Source organism: Proteiniphilum sp. UBA5384 (assembly GCF_002410825.1).
Taxonomy (GTDB): Bacteria; Bacteroidota; Bacteroidia; order Bacteroidales; family Dysgonomonadaceae; genus Proteiniphilum.
Genome location: NZ_DHOS01000016.1, coordinates 20,910 through 37,683, shown reverse-complemented (window position 1 = coordinate 37,683; position 16,774 = coordinate 20,910). Strand labels below are relative to the sequence as shown.

Genomic DNA, 16,774 nt, shown 5'->3' with positions numbered 1-16,774 from the left:
AGCTTGGGAAGCTAATGCTCTACCGACTGAGCTATTGCCGCATTACCGATACAAAAATAATCAATTTTCGTGGAATTCCTCTCTGATTCGAAAAAAATTATTTACCTTTGCAGCCACAAATTGATCGGGATGTAGCACAGTTGGCTAGCGCGCCACGTTCGGGACGTGGAGGTCGGGTGTTCGAGTCACCTCATCCCGACAATTTTTCCCCCTATCCGGCAATGGGACTATGATTGATGAATAGTCGCCCCTATGGCCGGGACAAACCTGGAACATAGATTATAAAAGGCTGAATATCAGACTTTTCATTTTATTTACAGAAAATATTTTCCCCAGTAAGGCTTCTCAATATTCGGATTTTCTTTTTCGAACAATAAAGTAGCCTTGGCTTTTTCTTCATCCGGATTTCGTTTATCAGACCTGATAAAGGGCGGCAAGCGCCGCTCAAAATCGGCCAATAGAATTACCGGACGCGGATTTTCCGGATTTTGCGCTATTGCAGTCTCGTAAAGCCGGATTACTTCTGAGAAATATTGCTGTCCGTTCACCTGAGGATTCATCGCAATCATAGCCATAAGGCAATACCCCTTCAACGTATTGATTTCTGACTGGTCAGCACTCGGAAAAACATCCATATCCTCTATCACCTTGTTAGCCTCCTCCAAAATCATCCCGTTACGCGGCGACTTTAGATCATAAAATACACTATTGACATCGCAATAAGCCACATAATAGGCTGGAAGCCATTCCGAAACATAGTTTTTTGAAATCCGGTCGAATAGATTTCGGGCTTGCTGCAAACCCTCTACTGTTTTGGCAGAATCCATCCTATTCAAAGCCAATTGCATATACTCTTCATATCGACTATCACGCACGGTCTGCGCTTGTACGAAAGAGGAGAATATCATACTCAACAGGATTGACGCTGTAATAAAAAAATTTGTCTTCATAAGAATAAATTTTGAGTTGAATCAATAAAAGTTCGACACATTGTATGCCGCATTTTTTCCGAGAGATATAAAGCACCCAATATAAAATGACTGATTTATCTGTTGTGTCAACGGATGGCTCTCATACCGGTCATTCAGAGTCCTTTTATCATTGAAAGTATATCCGTAAATGTTCTGTCGATTGAGAATATTTGAAAATCCGAGATAAATGATGGTGCGTTTGTTGGCCAGATAGACCCAGCTTGCATCCAACGAATTATAATTGGGTGTCCGGCCGTTCATAAATCCTTCACGGTTCGGGTCATGATAATAGCGACCGCTTGCAAACCGGTTACTGACACTAATGATACTCCGGATGGAAAAATTGGAGTATTTCAACGTCGCACTCGCATTATGCCGCATGGCAAACGGCGGTATATCCCTACAGGGAAAATCAAGATATTGCCGTCGTGAATCGTTGTATGAATAGGCAAGCATATACTCCCAATGTTCCAAAAAGCGGGTATCATTGAAAAAGAGGTCGATCCCTCTGCTATAACCCCTTCCTTCGGAATTGTAATGGAGAAATGGAGATATATCCCCTGAAAGAAGTGGCAAATGATCATATTTCTTGTGGTAAGCCTCCAGCCGGAAGATACGATTTTCTCTTTCGTAGTAAATACCGACCAGTGCCTGCACATTGGTTTCCGGCAACAAATCAGGAGTGTATATCAACACCTCGTTATCGGCATTCTGCTGATACTTTCCCAGCACACCCGAAAATGTCAGATCACGCCACCTATACCCGAGTGCTATACGCGGCAATAATTGCCATTGTTCGCTTAGCGATGTATATTCCATACGGGCCGAAATATTCAACATCAGGTTTTTTGCCAAACCAAAATCATTGGAAATAAATGCCCCGCCGATACCATGATTGAAACTTATATCAAACAACGTGGTATCCGAATAATGAAATTGATACCGCTTAAAAAACGTTTCAACGCCCGCCGTCATTTTGCAAAAATCGTTAAATCGTTTATCAGCTTTGCTTTTCAAGTGGATCTCACGCTCTTTTGTGAAATAGGAATCATTCATTGTCCTGGCATTTTCCATATTTTGTCGATTGGATGAATAGGCGGCTCCAAAAAAATAAGAGGCTCCACTATCCAATTTTTTTCGAAAGGTGGTATTTATATATAAGTCATCGTCGGATAATTCCATATTGCGTGTGGCTGCACTGAACGGATCGGCAGACAGTAAGACAAAGCCTGCTTTACTATATGCGAGATAGCTCTTCAAATAGGTATCCTTTCCAAGTGTAAACCTGAATTGATTTTGTAATCCGATCTGTCTATAGGGACGTCGCCATTTGGATTTCAGGCTTGGGAAAAATAATTCGTTGTACAGAGTCATGTCGGTATAAGTCAAATTATAAGAGGATGAGCCGTTATGCCAGGGAATCGTGCCGCTACTCCCAAGACTCACATTCATGACATCTACTCCTACCTTTGTCACATTTGCTTCATCACGGGTATACAACGGCAATACCGCTGACAATCCCTGGGAATACTCCGGAACATACCCTCCCAATGAAAAACTGATCCCTTCGAAGAGTTGGGGAGCATACCTCCCGCGCGATCCGACGTCACCAAACGAAGCAGTGTATGGTGAAAGCACATGCATATCATCTATATAGGTCTGCGATTCACGACTCGACCCACCCCGCACCAATAACCGGCCGTCACGGTCGGGTGCCTGCATTCCCGGAAGCATGGATATCGCCTTAAAGAGATCCCCGTTCGATCCGGCAGTGGAAAGCAATTCTACCGCTTTGGTCTTATTGATAGTGGATGAATTTTTCAATGAATAATTTCCGGCATATATCACCACTTCATCCAGGTTATTGGTTTGTGGTTTTAGAAATATCTGCAAATTATCCATATTCAGAGCCTCTCCGGTCACTGAATAGGTTACATACCCGACAGACGAAACTTCAAGAGTCATCATACCAGTCCCGGAGGTTGTAAACCCAAATGTCCCGTCCGCCATAGTAGATGCACCATCCATCGTTCCTTTAATATACACGTTGGCATAAGGAACCGGTTGCCCGGCCTCATCACGCACTGTACCCGATATCTTTACCACCATTTGCGAAAAAGCAACAGCAAAGCAGGCTAACAACCAAACGGTTGCCGCTAATCGTTTTATAATAAGCATAATGCTATTTCTTTAGAGTGATTATTCCTCTTTCGGGGGATTCAGGTAACTTTGTAGCGCTTCCACATACTGCTTAAAAGCGTGCATGCCTTTCCGGGTAACACGGCAAACAGTACGCGTACGCTTACCGGAAAATCCCCGCTCCACTTCAATATAGCCGGCTTCGTTCAATTTGTCGATCTGCACGCTGAGGTTGCCGGCTGTCGCTCCGGTCTTCTCCCGGAGATACACGAAATCGGCCTCTTCCACCGAAATAAGGATGGACATCACAGCCAGCCGCAGTTCGGAATGCAATAACGGATCGAGCGATGCAAACATACTTATTTCCTCCCTTTTGCATTGAGAATATGACCGGGAACGACCATCATCATCAGAAATACTGCGGCAAAAACCAGTATCTGGTCTACTCCTTGTGTAAATAAACAGGCAAGCGATAACACAATCCCCACGAATCCGGCAACAGCTATCGGCGTAAAGCGTATGACCAGTCCTGTGATGGCAGTGCCGCTTCCCATCAACAGGATAATGATAAACAGGATGGGTAGATTCCAGAAAAAGATAGCTACCATAGAAATCATAAAACCGGTCAGCCCTATCACCGTCCAGACATACCCGACTACCCTGTCGATATAGGTCTTCACACCCTTTTCATCTTTCCGGACAAGGAAGAACATCACCGGTCCGGCTACTAAAGGGATAAGGAACCATAAATAATGCATCCGGTAATCCCCGGTTCTCGATAAGAAGTACCATACCAACAAAGACACCACAATTGTAGTGTATCCCCAGACAAGAAAGGGCATTCCATTGCCTTTCTCCAATTTCTGCTGCGTGTTCTGAATCATTCGAGCGATCAGTTCCAAACTCTCCTTCTCGTTTAATTGTCTCTCTTCCATTGTTTTTTATTTTATTTCTCTAAATCGGTTTATATTTCAAACTAAAACAACACTACAAATATAAATCAGTTTATATTATAAACCAAATGAAACTAAAAAAAATATTTAATCTATTCTTTAAAAAAGAAGAAGCATCTAATAATTAAAAAAAATAATAAAGAAAAACCAAAAAATATTCATTACTTTTGCAGTATAACTTTTTGTCTTTTGAAGATTCGAACTATGAGAAACTTCGCTCTATTTTTTTTTATTTTTTACACATTTACTTGCTTTTCGCAGTCGTCACCGAGTAACGAGATCATCCATAGGACATCTCATTTTATCCTGAATAACAACGGTATGATCCAGATAGACACCATGCTGATGCAAATAAATGACAGAAATGCAGTTACCGAGATTCTTATTCCCTATTCAAAAGGAGATAAAATAACCATTGATGATGCATGGATTGAAGACAAAGAGGGAAATATTATCCGAAGGTTGAAAAAAAATGAAATAAAAGATCGAAGTTTTATCTCTTCGATATCCTTATATGAAGATGATTTTGTAAAATATTTTGATCTGAAATACGATCAATATCCCTATCTCATTTTTTATGTCTCCCGGATACACTATGCAAAATCACTGAATATTATCAATATAGATCATACAAGATCAAAAACTCCCGCCCTTTCGAACACTTTAATCGTTGAAGTACCGCTGACCGACTCCATAAAGTACAGGTATGAAAATGTAGGAAATCCTGAAATAGAAGTAGGGGGTAAATTCAGGAAATTAAGATGGAATTACAGCTTCACACCTCCCCTCTTCACTGATATTTATAGCCTTAACAGTGATTTTAAAGCACCATCCATCCACATTGTACCCTTATTTTTCAAATATGGAGAAGCAGGAAGTTTTGCTTCCTGGCAATCTTTCGGAAATTGGATATTCCGTTTGAATAAAAATAAAGACAAACTGACGGAAGAAGAGCGTCAAAGAGTGGATAATATGGTGAAAAACACCGACAGTCAAAGGGAAAAGGTTAAGATTCTTTACCGATATCTTCAGGATTATACACGCTATATCAATGTAAGTATTCAATTGGGAGGCCTCCAGACCTATCCGGCAAGCTATGTCTGCAATCATAAATATGGCGATTGTAAAGCACTTACCAATTACCTGCAATCTATGTTGAAATATATAGGTATCAAGTCATACTACACCCTTATTGATGCCGGCACAAAGATTCCCAAATTCGACGCAGATTTTCCATCCCAAACATTCAACCATGTCATACTCACCGTACCCTTGGAACAAGATACTGTTTTTTTGGAATGTACCGATAAGAATATTCCATTCGGATACATGGGAACATTTACGCAAGGACGAAAAGCACTTTTGGTGGATGAAAACGACAGCCAACTCATCGATATTCCCGCTTTACAACCGGAAGAAGTGCTCTCTAGCCGCACTATCAACATAAAGCCCGATTCAAAAGAGATACAGGTGACAGAAAACCAAAAAGGATATAAATATGAATTTTTCAATTATGCGGTAAAAGAATTAGGCAAAGACAAGTTAGACAATATTGTCCGCGGTGAAATTTTTGCCGGCAATGCAGAACTTATCGAGTATGCATTCCATCCCACCGACAGACAATCTCCCGAAATCAACCTGAACGCCCGGTACAGCGTTACCAATATATATAAGGAATATGGTAATAATTTAATACTTCCTCCTTTTCCCATAAAAGTAAAGGATTTTGAAAAACCTGCGCAGAGAACTACGGGAGTGCAGATCGATTACCCTGAATTTTATATGGACACGATCATTTATGATATCTCTGCCAAACAGATATCCCATATTCCTGAAAAAATATCCATAGAAACGGATTTCGGCAAATATGAAATTTCCTATGAACAGAAAGACAATACACTGGTTTGTCATAAGACTATTCTGCTATATGCAGGCAAATACCCTTCTGAGCGATATGAAGAGTTCTATCAATTTATTCAAACGATGAAACACAACGAAGTAAAAAACATCCATATTGAAGCGCTCTAAAACAACACGCTACCTAACCGAGATATTAAGATGAGACAAACTGTAATTTTATCGGCATTCCTATTCTTTTCCATGATGGCATCCGCCCAGCATGAAAAATATTCACGTGAATTTGGAAAAGTAACCCAGTATGAAATGGTAATGAAGGAATATGAGAACGATCCCGATGCGGAGGCAGTCATGCTTTACAATCAGGGTGAATACTTCTATGCGGGTAACTACGAGAATGGGAAACTTTATCTACGCATGAAGAAGCAGGTCAAGATCAAAATCCTCAAACAGTCAGGTGTACAATATGCCAATTTCGAGATACCGATATATAACGGAGATTCGGGATGGGAAACTGTAGAAAGTGTTGAGGGTACCACTTACAATATTGACCAGGGATTCACGCAGACGAAACTGGAAACAAAAAATGTATTCGAGGAAAAAGTGAACGATTATATGTGCGTTAAAAAGATCGCTCTTTCCGACGTACGTCCCGGTTCGGTCATCGAGTTGAGTTACACCATTGTAACTCCTTATTTTTTTAATATGCGCAGATGGTACTTCCAGGAGAGGATACCGGTTGTTCTCAGCAACTTAAGATATCGTGCAATTCCCTACTACGAATATGTGTATATTCTTAAAGGAAGCAATAAGCTGGATATATTCACATCCGATACGTCCACCGGTGAGACCCGGTTCAGGAATCTTGCATACAGGGAAATGATTTATGACTTTGGAATGAATGAACTACCTGCATTCAAAGATGAAGATTATATTACTTCCGTCGACGACTACATGATCAATATCAATTTCCAGCTTTCACGGGTTCATCACCCCCATGGAGGAAGCAGGGAGGTTATGACCACATGGTCCGAAATGTGCGACGAATTCCTTAAGCACGACAATTTCGGGAAATATATTAAAAATGCAGAGAAACAAGCCCCTCAAATTATTTCCGGTATAAATCTAGAAGGAATCACGGATAGGGAAAAGGTTGAACTTATTACGGAATTTGTAAAGTTGAAATACAAGTGGAATGGTTTCTATGGAAAATTTGCAGACAACGAATTAAAAGATTTTCTGAAACAACAAAGCGGAAATACCGGCAATATCAATCTGCTGCTTACGGGATTGCTCAAATGGGCAGAGATAGAAGTTCATCCCGTCATACTCAGTACACGTGGCAACGGAACCATCAGTTTCGAGCACCCATTTCAACAGTTCTTCAATTATGTAATTGTACTGGCGGTAGTGGAAGACCGGGTTATGCTGCTGGATGGGACCGAACCCCTTTTATATTTTTCCGTACTGCCGGAAAGATGTTTGAATGTGGGGGGGCTGGTGGTAAAGCCCAAATCGGACGAATGGATCACAATTCAACAAAGACTGTCATCCCATATACAGAAACACCTCAAATTAAATATCATCCCGGAAACAAACAGTGTTCAAGCCGAGGTAATGTATCTGTCTATGGGACCGGACGCATACAGGTTACGTTCAACCTACCTTGGAAATCCCGATAATCTGATCCGGTATTTAAAAGACAAAGAGCAAATCAATGCCACTGAGATGAAGGTTCCGGAAACAGGAGCCTTGAATAAGCCTTTCACTTTTCTCTTTCGTTTGGAGAATATGATTGATAACCATTCCGGAAAACTATTCATCAATCCTTTTTGTTCGCTGAATCTGAATAAAAACCCGTTCAGACAATCAGGCAGGACACTTCCTGTGGACCTGATCTATCTGAGAGGGGAGGCATATAAAAGTACGCTATTGATCCCCGAAGGATACAATATTGAATATATTCCGGCAAATCAATCGATAGAAAATGATTTGATTTCATTCTCCTATGCAATAGTAAAAATTGAGAATCAGTTAACCATTGATGCCCAATTCAATATGAAACAGTTTATCATACAACCCGAAAAATATGAGGAATTGAAAGACGATTTCAATAAAATGGTCAAAAGCTTTTCGGATATGATTGTTTTGGTGAAGGAATAAAAAAACCGGAGTTGCCTTTGCAGCTCCGCTACTCCTCATTCACATCCTTCATAATTGGAATTCCACGTTTCACGCTCTGGCTGAGCGAGATCATCGTCTCCGTAGCCACTACGCCGGGTATCTCCTGGATACGGTTATTTAACAAATCCATCAGATGTTCATTATCACGTGCAAATATCTTTACTAATAGAGTATAAGGACCGGTAGTGAAATGACATTCGGTCACTTCAGGGATCTTATCGAACTCCGGAATCACATTTTTATACATCGATCCTTTTTCGAGTTTCACACCGATATAGGCGCTGGAAGCATAGCCAAGCACCTTGGGGTTTACATGGTACCCTGATCCGGTAATCACATCGTTTTCGATCATCCGTTGTACACGCTGGTGTATAGCGGCACGAGACACACCACACTGCTCTGCCACATCCCGGAAAGGAATCCGTGCATTTTGGGAAATAATTTCCAGGATCTGCCGGTCTAATTTATCTATTTTTTCCATAGGTGTCTGTTTTTGATTGATTCCCCAAAAGTAATAAATTTCTATGATATTTTGACAAAATGGAATGATTTTTTTTAAATTTGTAGCGTTTCCCATACTATTTACTGAAGAAAACAGTATATTTCTATCGATTTGCCATGCATTGGTAAAAATATCCGGCAAACACCATATCCAAAGGAGTAGTGATTTTAATATTATTCCCCTCTCCCTCTACCAATTGAATTTCCATACCCCACTTTTCCGCTACCGAGGCATCATCGGTAAAAGAGGTGTCAAAGCCGGTCTCATAGGCTTTTTTCAATTCCTTGGCAGGGAACACCTGGGGTGTTTGTACCAGTCTCAACAACTTCCGGTCGATTATTTTACTTCCGGTTTCAGTAAGTTGGCGCACACTATTCACCTCCTCTATCACAGGAATTACACCGCACCGATTTTCGAAAGCCGTGTTGAAGCACCTTTTTATCAACCGGGATGTTACAAAAGGACGTGCCGCATCATGAACCCCCACTACACCTTCCTCCGAAATCTCGTCCAAACCGTTTTTCACAGAATGGAACCGCGTTTCTCCACCGGTCACGGTCGTATGCGGAATCACGAAGTGATGATGCCTGCATAACTCTTGCCATAATGAGTGAGCTTCCTCAGAAAGTACCACCACGATATACATCCTCCTGTCATAATGATGAAATGCATGGATGGTATGCATCAGCATGGGCTTGCCCCCGATGAGTTGAAACTGTTTAGGTAGTTCTCCCCCTGCCCGGAGCCCTTTTCCTCCAGCGACGATAATTACACTCTGTTTCCTTCCTGAACTCATGCGATATCATCTAATATTTTCTGCAATTCCTTATCGGTTTTGGTCAGCTTCTCCTTACAAAAAGCGATCAACTCCGATGCCCTTTTCACTTTTTCAGTAAGCGCGTCCACATCCAACTCACCTGATTCAATTGCAAAAACAATTGTTTCGAGTTCTTTTTTTGCTTCCGTATAAGTCATTTTTTGCATATTAATTCCTTTTGCATGATTATGATTGCAAGCTTCGAATGGAAATGATTACAATAAAACGAGTATCTTGAGATGAACGATTTAATTGCAATCACCATATGAAAATCCAACAATTCCTCTTTTACTATTCCGATTTTCCTATGCCGGTAACAACTGAAATAGACAAACCATCCCTAAAGCGGGTTTCAACTACGTCATCCACGGCGAGGTCATGAAGTGAAGTGATAATTTCCCCATTCTTTAAAGTCAGGGTATAGCCTCGTCTAAGAATATTTTCGGGAGAAACCATCTGTATATATTGTTCCCTTTTCTCCAACAGATGCAATTGATGCTGTAAGAAATGCTGTATGTTGTATTTCATCCTACCGGATAGCTGTTGCATAGCTGCGCTTTCACGCTGGATCATAAGTGATGATTGATGGATCACCTCTTTGCTCAGAGAGAAAAGGTCTGTTTGTTCTTTTATCAATCGGGATTCACTTTCTGAAAGCACTTTCTCCTCCAAATCGACAAGCTCCATAGCCGTTTTGGAGAGATGGTCAATAAAAAATCCGGCTACTGCCGTAGGGGTTTTCGCACGGGTATGCGACACAATATCCAGCACGGTCACATCCCTTTCATGCCCGATGCCGCTAATTACCGGAAGCGGGAACTGTGCTATGTTTGTAGCCAAAAGATAGGAATCGAAACAACGCAGATCTGATGAAGCGCCCCCACCCCGGATAACGGCTACCGCATCGAACAAACTCCGGTAATGGAATACTTTCTCCAATGCTGCAATAATGGAAGTCTCGCTCCTGTCACCTTGCATGATTGCCGGAAACAGTTTCGCATAGAAAACGAATCCTTCAGCGTTATTTGCCAACTGATTACAAAAATCTTCGTATCCAGCTGCGGTAGGTGATGAAATTACAGCAATCCGATTGGTCAATTCCGGCAACGCTAATTCCCTGTTAAGCGTTAAAACACCCTCCTCTTCCAATTGCTTCAATATAAGTTGGCGGTTACGGGCTATCTCTCCAAGTGTAAAAGAAGGGTCAATATCCACTACTGTAAGCGAGTAGCCATAAAGCTCATGGAATTCCACTGACACACACACCAATACATTGATGCCAGAGATAAACTGCTGACCCGTTTCATTTTCGAAATAGGCGGATAACATCTGGAACACATTCGACCAGATCACCCCCCTTGCTTTGGCAATGATGGATTGTGTTGCGGTATCTTTTTCTATAAATTCCAGGTAGCAGTGTCCATTGCGGTTACGGCGCACATCACTTGTCTCCGCCCGCATCCAGTAGGTTTCCGGCAGGTGATTGCGGATAGCATCTTTCACCCGGTGGTTAAGTTCGGATAATGTGAGGGATGATTCGTTCATGATCAAATCTCCACCTTATATACAGATTGCTTAAATGGCTCGTTCGTTACGAAATAAAGGAATCGGTTACTGTCAAGGATATCCTTCGTCAATGGCACAAACAAGGCATTACCATCCGGAAATCTGTACGTGGCAAGCAAGTGACCCGACTCATCGAGTACCCGGAAATTATAAGAAGAGGGAGAAAATAGAGGATCGGACAAACTCACCATATATCCTCCCCGGGGTTCAGGACAAATAATCCATCCGTTCTCAATCACTTGTTTAGGATGAACTTCCAACTTCAACAGCATCTCCTTCATAGCATGATGGAAATCAGGGATACCGTATCCATACAAGGAATCGGGATGAAGATATCTATCGGATGATCTTTTGACAATATTTACCAATTCTGAACGATGGAGAGCGGGGTTGATCGACCACAATGATGCTATCAGACCTGTCAGGAAAGGAGAAGAGAGCGAAGTACCACTCGTCTGTCCCATCAGTCCATCCTTTCCAATAGTCGCGGTTTCCAATCCTACCGAAACAAGATCGGGTTTTATACGTCCATCAACTGTCAACCCATGCGAACTGAAAGGAGCAATAATGCTATCCGTACCCACTGCACCTATGGACAATACGCTCCTTGCATCGGCCGGTGGAGTAATCTTCTGCCATCTCTTGTTACCTTCGTTACCTGCGCTAACTACCATCACCATTCCCTTTTCATAAGCCTTGTCAGCAGCCTGCGACATCAACGATACATTTCCATCCAGGCCGGCATGTGTATAACTCAGAGATTTATCGTCAAAATAGTTATACCCCAATGATGTATTGATCACATCCACGCCTATACTATCAGCAAATTCGACAGCCCTTACCCAATAATCTTCTTCTACGGGAAACTCACTCGACGTATCTTCGGATCTTAGAAGCCAGTAGGTAGCTTCGGGTGCGGATCCCATCATCAATCCCGGCAAATTCACTGCCATGGTCGACAATACTTTGGTTCCATGGTCACTGGATGAAAAGATATGGCCGCCAGGCACAAAATCCATCTGTCCACCCAACCGTACCGACCCAAAATGAGGAATCACGTCAAAATTGGTAAATCCGGCATCAATCACCCCTATCAGTATGTTTTTACCTTTGAAGCCGGCATCGGCCATAATGGTAGCATTGTGCATCATGAACTGATCACGTGTAGCCCCATATAGAGAATCAGTTCCTTTATTTTGCACACCGCTATATGATGCCAATCTGGGTCGGATATTTTCCCCGGGAACAGATTTATCCCCTCGCCAGACATATCTTACTGAATCGACAAACGGAAGGGATTTTATATTTTCAATCATCAGGCTGTCATTTACCTCCACCACCAGGGTTGTAAACCATTTACTGTAAGTAATTACTTTTCCCCCTGCTTTCTCCACTAACATGAAATAGTCACGGGAGATAGGCAGGTCAGACTTGTCAATCAACACCTTCTCTTTCTTTTTTCTCTCAATAGCCCTCCGGGCAAGGAAGGCTTGAGGATTTTCGGGTGAGTAGATAGAATTTCCTTTGTCTTTAAGATAGATACGAAACTTATATGTTTGCGAATAATAAGAGATATTCCCGTACGTAGACAGCGTAAAGAAAAATAAAAAAAACAGGCTCAACAATCTCATTGGTTCAAATCTTTTTTAGAGAACCGATCTCTTATTTTGTCTCTTTTTCTCAGAATAAAGAAAAGCAGCAACGCAAGGAGCAACGAAATTCCGATAATTCCAAAATATTCGGTCCACTCACCGGATGCCTTATACCTGGGATAAGCCATCACAGCCATAATAACGAGATAGACAAGCACCACTGCCGGAAAAACTATATATCTTTTAAATTTGCGGCTCATAGGCAGAACTCATTCCATTCACAAAATGCTCAATTCTCTCTTTTGAGATTGCAATAACCATATCTCCTTTTTTAATCATCCGACTCGTCACGATGCGTTCCCAAAAGCTCAGATTCAATTTGTCTACCTCCCCGCCAAAATAATCACGCACCACAGCCACACGGTTGAGGGCTTCGGGGAAAGCATCATCCAGTTGTTGTTGGGCCCTCTCTCCCGAATAGAGGCAGTTAATAAACAATCCGAGCCGCTTTGTGGTAAGCATCTGCAGATTATCCCTGCAAAAAGAAGATATCTCACTCTGGATTTCCCCCTGATGAATAGATCCCCCCACAATCACAGAATCATACCCTGAAAGATCAGGCAAAGAGTTTCTCTGCCTCAGGTTACAAATATCCACTTTTCCGTCTATCCGCCTGAATAGCTCCCGTGCACATTTCTCTACTGTTCCGTGGTTGGATGCAAAGACAATCAGCGTATTATCCATAAAATTTTATTTCAAATTCTCCAGTGTTTCGATAAGATAGTCATAACATTTCCTCACAGTACTTATCTGAACTGCTTCGTCCGGCGAATGTGCACCAATAATAGTCGGCCCGAAAGATACAATATCGAGTTTCTGTTCCACATTCGACTGGATAATTCCGCATTCCAATCCTGCATGAATCACCACTACCTTTGGTCTGTCTCCATATTTTTCCAGATAAATTCTCTCCATGGTATGCAACAGGTCGGAACCGGCATTAGGTTGCCAACCCGGATAGTCACCTGAGAACTCCACTTTAGCTCCTGCCAAGAGAAAGAGACTTTCTACGGAAGAGCAAACCCAGTTCTTACGACTTTCGGAAGAACTTCGCACCAGCAATTTTATCTCTACGCTATCATCGGTAGATTCCACAAGGGCAAGATTCAGTGAACTTTCCACTACGCCGGGAAAATCAGCCAAGAAACTGATTACTCCATTAGGACAACCCTCTACCGCATTGATAATATCATCCTGTACCTCTTCGGGAAGGAGTGTGCCAGGCATATCCGTCCTTTCTGCTTTGAATGATATATTTTCTTCAATACCTGCAAAATCTTCACGGAAAAGTGACTCATATTCATTTACCAAATCGATCAAATCATCCGAAAGTTGTTCGGGAATAGTCAATACCACAAATGATTCACGCGGAATGGCATTTCTCAGCGATCCTCCCTGTATACTGGCGATACGCCCCTCATAATTAGCCACTACATCTTTCAGGAAGCGGTTCATTAATTTGTTGGCATTGGCACGGCCTAAATGTATCTGAACGCCTGAATGTCCTCCTTTCAATCCCTGCAAACTCACCTTGAATGCCACATCCCCTTTGTCAATGTCTTTGTCGGGCTGAAACCTGAAAGAGACATTCACATCCCTGCCGCCCGCACAGCCGATGCAAAGTTCACCTTCCTCTTCGGTATCAAGATTCAACATCCTTATACCTTCCAGAAAACCTTTTTCAATCCCGTTAGCACCATCCATGCCTACTTCCTCATCTATAGTGAAGAGTGCTTCCAGCGGGGGATGCTGTAATGAAGTATCCTCCAATACAGCCATCATAATGGCACAACCAATGCCATTATCCGCCCCTAATGTGGTATCACGGGCTTTTACCCACTCCCCGTCAATACGTGTTTCTATGGGATCTGCTGCAAAATCATGAGTCACTCCGCTATTCTTCTGGGGTACCATGTCAAGGTGCGACTGCAGGATCACTTTTTTACTACTTTCGTATCCTTTGGACGCCGGTTTTTTGATCACCACATTCCCTACTTTGTCCTGTTTTGTTTCCAGGTTAAGCGATTTCCCAAAATCCCGGACAAATCCGGTTACCGCCTCCATCTGTCCGGTGGGACGAGGAATCTGCGTGAGTGAATAAAAATGGGTCCAAACTCTTTTCGGGTCTAAATTCAAAATTTCTGCTGTAGTCGTCATATTACTATATTTTCCCTAAAGTTATATTATTTATTTTCTCTTTTCACATAAGGCATGGCAAATACGCCAAAGAGACCATAAAGGATCTGCCATACTGATTGAATAATAAATACTGCGCCAGCAAAGGCGAGTGCTTCTTTTTCAGTAACCCCCAGAATAAGAAGGGAAGAAATCACCATAAAGTGCCATGGTCCAATACCTCCTTGTACAGGGACAGAGATACCGATATTGGTCATTGCAAAAACAATCAAACCGGCCAAAGGCCCGAGGTCTTTTGTAAAATCAAAAGCAAAGAAGCAAATGTAAAAATACAAATAAAAACAAAACCAGACCAGTATCGTGTAAATTATTATGCGTTTTTTCTCCTTCATTTGCGAAATAAGCTTTAAATCATTTTTCAGCGTACTGAAGAATTTACGGATTTTCTCCATCAATATAGTTCTTCTGAAAACTGTAAACATTAAAACCACCGCCAGCAGCAATATCGCCATTCCTATCTTCATCCAAATGGAAGAGAACACAGAAACAAAGCCGTTTGTCAAATCAGGATTGTCACGGAGATAAGAAACAAAAAAATCGATGTAAAGTAATACACTGATAAAGATAATGCCCAGCCCTGTTATAATATCCACCATCTTATCCACTACAAAAGTCTCAAGAGTTTTAGAAAAAGGAATCTTGTCATACCGGCTCACTACTCCGCAACGCCAGACATCCCCTGCACGGGGAAGTACAAAATTTACCGCATAATTACCCAGGGTTGCATAGACCACACTGGCTCTGGGGGGATAATATCCGAGTGAGTTGATAAACAATTCCCACCGTAATCCCCTGATATAATTCCCCATAAGGCCAAAAATAAGAGAAGAAGCAATTACACGGATATTAGCAGTCTTAATGATATACCACAACTCTCCCACATCGGTATTCCTGTACATTGCCCAAATAATCAGCAATCCGAGCGACAAGGAAAAGAGAGTCTTCATCAGGCTCTTGAAAGTATTCGAATTCACTTTCATCTGTTATTGATATATTGTCTTATACAACTACAATCATCATCCATAAACAAAGGCAGACAAACATAAACAGTCAGGCGGTTGTATCTCTTTTTTATGAACCCATTTATCCGTTTTACGTAATAAAATATTACCTTTGCGGCGGTAAAGATAAGGAATAATCGCCATATTGCAATGTTTCCGGTAAAAGCAAAAAAAAACCTGGGTCAGCATTTCCTTAAAGACAAGGATATCGCACGTCGTATCGCTGCTACCCTCAATGAATACCCCACGCTACCCGTGCTGGAGGTGGGACCGGGGACGGGTATGCTTACCGATTTCCTACTGGCGGATAAGAGAGAACTCACCGTGGTGGAAATCGACCGCGAATCAGTGGCTTACCTCAAAGAGAAGTATCCCACCCTGAAAGGTAAGATTCTGGAAGAAGATTTCCTACGGATGGACTTTAGCCGGCATTTCGACAGACCTTTTTGTATTATCGGAAATTATCCTTACCATATCTCATCACAAATTTTTTTCAAAGTACTCGACAACAAAGACTCTGTTCCCTGTTGTTCGGGTATGATCCAAAAGGAGGTTGCGGAACGCATGGTAGCTTCACCGGGTAGTAAGACCTATGGTATTCTCAGTGTCTTATTACAGGCATGGTACGATATCGAGTATCTCTTCACGGTAGACGAACAGGCGTTCATCCCTCCGCCCAAGGTCAAATCGGCAGTTGTACGGCTTACCCGCAATAAACGAAAGCAACTCAACTGCAATGAGAAGTTATTCAAAATGGTAGTAAAAGCTGGATTTAACCAGCGACGGAAGATGCTTCGCAACTCCATAAAATCACTACTAGCCGAAGAGAGCCCTTTGCCCGAGGATCCCCTACTAATGAAACGACCCGAGCAACTGTCGATTGAGCAATTCGAAGCACTGACCAACCTATTGGAACCGCTAGTCAGTTAAGCTCCT

Annotated in this window: 16 protein-coding genes and 1 tRNA gene; 4 read left to right on the top strand and 13 right to left on the bottom strand. The window is 42.1% G+C overall.

All coding sequences use genetic code 11. The annotated features are described in order from the left end of the window. The first annotated feature begins 125 nt into the window (after window positions 1–125). Window positions 126–199: transfer RNA gene (locus B4G81_RS04870), tRNA-Pro, on the top strand. Between the two features lie 115 nt (window positions 200–314). Here the strand turns inward: B4G81_RS04870 and B4G81_RS04865 are convergent. Genes B4G81_RS04865 through B4G81_RS04850 form a run of 4 tightly spaced genes read right to left on the bottom strand, consistent with a single transcriptional unit; the run spans window position 315 to window position 4,045 of the window. Continuing rightward, the gene (locus B4G81_RS04865) at window positions 315–950 is read right to left on the bottom strand and encodes a hypothetical protein (RefSeq protein ID WP_294080689.1); all 636 of its coding nucleotides are present in this window, start codon (window positions 948–950) and stop codon (window positions 315–317) included. Between the two features lie 21 nt (window positions 951–971). Next, a complete protein-coding gene (locus tag B4G81_RS04860; protein ID WP_294080687.1) occupies window positions 972–3,149 on the bottom strand; it encodes a TonB-dependent receptor in 2,178 nt (725 codons plus the stop codon). 21 nt (window positions 3,150–3,170) lie between these two features. After that, window positions 3,171–3,467: a winged helix-turn-helix domain-containing protein gene (locus B4G81_RS04855; RefSeq protein WP_294080686.1), complete on the bottom strand. Its 297-nt coding sequence runs from the start codon at window positions 3,465–3,467 to the stop codon at window positions 3,171–3,173. A gap of 2 nt (window positions 3,468–3,469) precedes the next feature. Further along, on the bottom strand, window positions 3,470–4,045 hold the full coding sequence (locus B4G81_RS04850; RefSeq protein WP_294080684.1) for a hypothetical protein: 576 nt from the start codon (window positions 4,043–4,045) through the stop codon (window positions 3,470–3,472). Window positions 4,046–4,384: 339 nt separating this feature from the next. On the opposite strand from B4G81_RS04850, the gene B4G81_RS04845 reads away from it, so the two are divergent. Together B4G81_RS04845 and B4G81_RS04840 are read left to right on the top strand one after the other, a co-directional pair. Next, entirely contained in the window at window positions 4,385–6,091 is a 1,707-nt protein-coding gene (locus B4G81_RS04845; protein WP_294080683.1) for a DUF3857 domain-containing protein, read from the top strand. Between the two features lie 30 nt (window positions 6,092–6,121). Further along, a complete protein-coding gene (locus B4G81_RS04840) occupies window positions 6,122–8,083 on the top strand; it encodes a DUF3858 domain-containing protein (protein ID WP_294080682.1) in 1,962 nt (653 codons plus the stop codon). Window positions 8,084–8,111: 28 nt separating this feature from the next. Here B4G81_RS04840 and B4G81_RS04835 read toward each other — a convergent pair whose 3' ends face one another. The 9 genes from B4G81_RS04835 to B4G81_RS04795 form a co-directional block, all read right to left on the bottom strand. Beyond that, window positions 8,112–8,585 carry an Lrp/AsnC family transcriptional regulator gene (locus B4G81_RS04835; RefSeq protein WP_294080681.1) on the bottom strand — a complete coding sequence of 158 codons (474 nt, stop codon included), beginning with the start codon at window positions 8,583–8,585 and terminating at the stop codon, window positions 8,112–8,114. Window positions 8,586–8,709: 124 nt separating this feature from the next. After that, window positions 8,710–9,402 carry a 2-C-methyl-D-erythritol 4-phosphate cytidylyltransferase gene (locus tag B4G81_RS04830; protein ID WP_294080680.1) on the bottom strand — a complete coding sequence of 231 codons (693 nt, stop codon included), beginning with the start codon at window positions 9,400–9,402 and terminating at the stop codon, window positions 8,710–8,712. Continuing rightward, window positions 9,399–9,590, bottom strand: a complete 192-nt coding sequence (xseB, locus tag B4G81_RS04825) for an exodeoxyribonuclease VII small subunit (protein WP_414703166.1) — start codon at window positions 9,588–9,590, stop codon at window positions 9,399–9,401. Before xseB ends, B4G81_RS04830 begins: the two co-directional genes overlap by 4 nt. A 124-nt stretch (window positions 9,591–9,714) precedes the next feature. Beyond that, window positions 9,715–10,968 carry an exodeoxyribonuclease VII large subunit gene (xseA, locus tag B4G81_RS04820; protein ID WP_294080679.1) on the bottom strand — a complete coding sequence of 418 codons (1,254 nt, stop codon included), beginning with the start codon at window positions 10,966–10,968 and terminating at the stop codon, window positions 9,715–9,717. 2 nt (window positions 10,969–10,970) lie between these two features. Next, window positions 10,971–12,620 (bottom strand): S8 family serine peptidase, encoded by a 1,650-nt coding sequence (locus tag B4G81_RS04815; RefSeq protein WP_294080675.1) that lies wholly within the window; start codon window positions 12,618–12,620, stop codon window positions 10,971–10,973. Continuing rightward, window positions 12,617–12,841 carry a DUF3309 family protein gene (locus B4G81_RS04810; RefSeq protein WP_294080673.1) on the bottom strand — a complete coding sequence of 75 codons (225 nt, stop codon included), beginning with the start codon at window positions 12,839–12,841 and terminating at the stop codon, window positions 12,617–12,619. Before B4G81_RS04810 ends, B4G81_RS04815 begins: the two co-directional genes overlap by 4 nt. Beyond that, on the bottom strand, window positions 12,825–13,325 hold the full coding sequence (locus tag B4G81_RS04805) for a flavodoxin domain-containing protein (RefSeq protein WP_294080671.1): 501 nt from the start codon (window positions 13,323–13,325) through the stop codon (window positions 12,825–12,827). The genes B4G81_RS04810 and B4G81_RS04805 overlap by 17 nt, the downstream gene beginning before the upstream one ends. 6 nt (window positions 13,326–13,331) lie before the next feature. Continuing rightward, complete coding sequence (locus tag B4G81_RS04800; protein ID WP_294080669.1) at window positions 13,332–14,798, bottom strand: aminoacyl-histidine dipeptidase; 1,467 nt, start codon at window positions 14,796–14,798, stop codon at window positions 13,332–13,334. Window positions 14,799–14,824: 26 nt separating this feature from the next. After that, complete coding sequence (locus B4G81_RS04795; protein ID WP_294080667.1) at window positions 14,825–15,817, bottom strand: lysylphosphatidylglycerol synthase transmembrane domain-containing protein; 993 nt, start codon at window positions 15,815–15,817, stop codon at window positions 14,825–14,827. Between the two features lie 171 nt (window positions 15,818–15,988). On the opposite strand from B4G81_RS04795, the gene rsmA reads away from it, so the two are divergent. After that, entirely contained in the window at window positions 15,989–16,768 is a 780-nt protein-coding gene (rsmA, locus tag B4G81_RS04790; RefSeq protein ID WP_294080665.1) for a 16S rRNA (adenine(1518)-N(6)/adenine(1519)-N(6))-dimethyltransferase RsmA, read from the top strand. The last annotated feature ends 6 nt before the right edge of the window (window positions 16,769–16,774 follow it).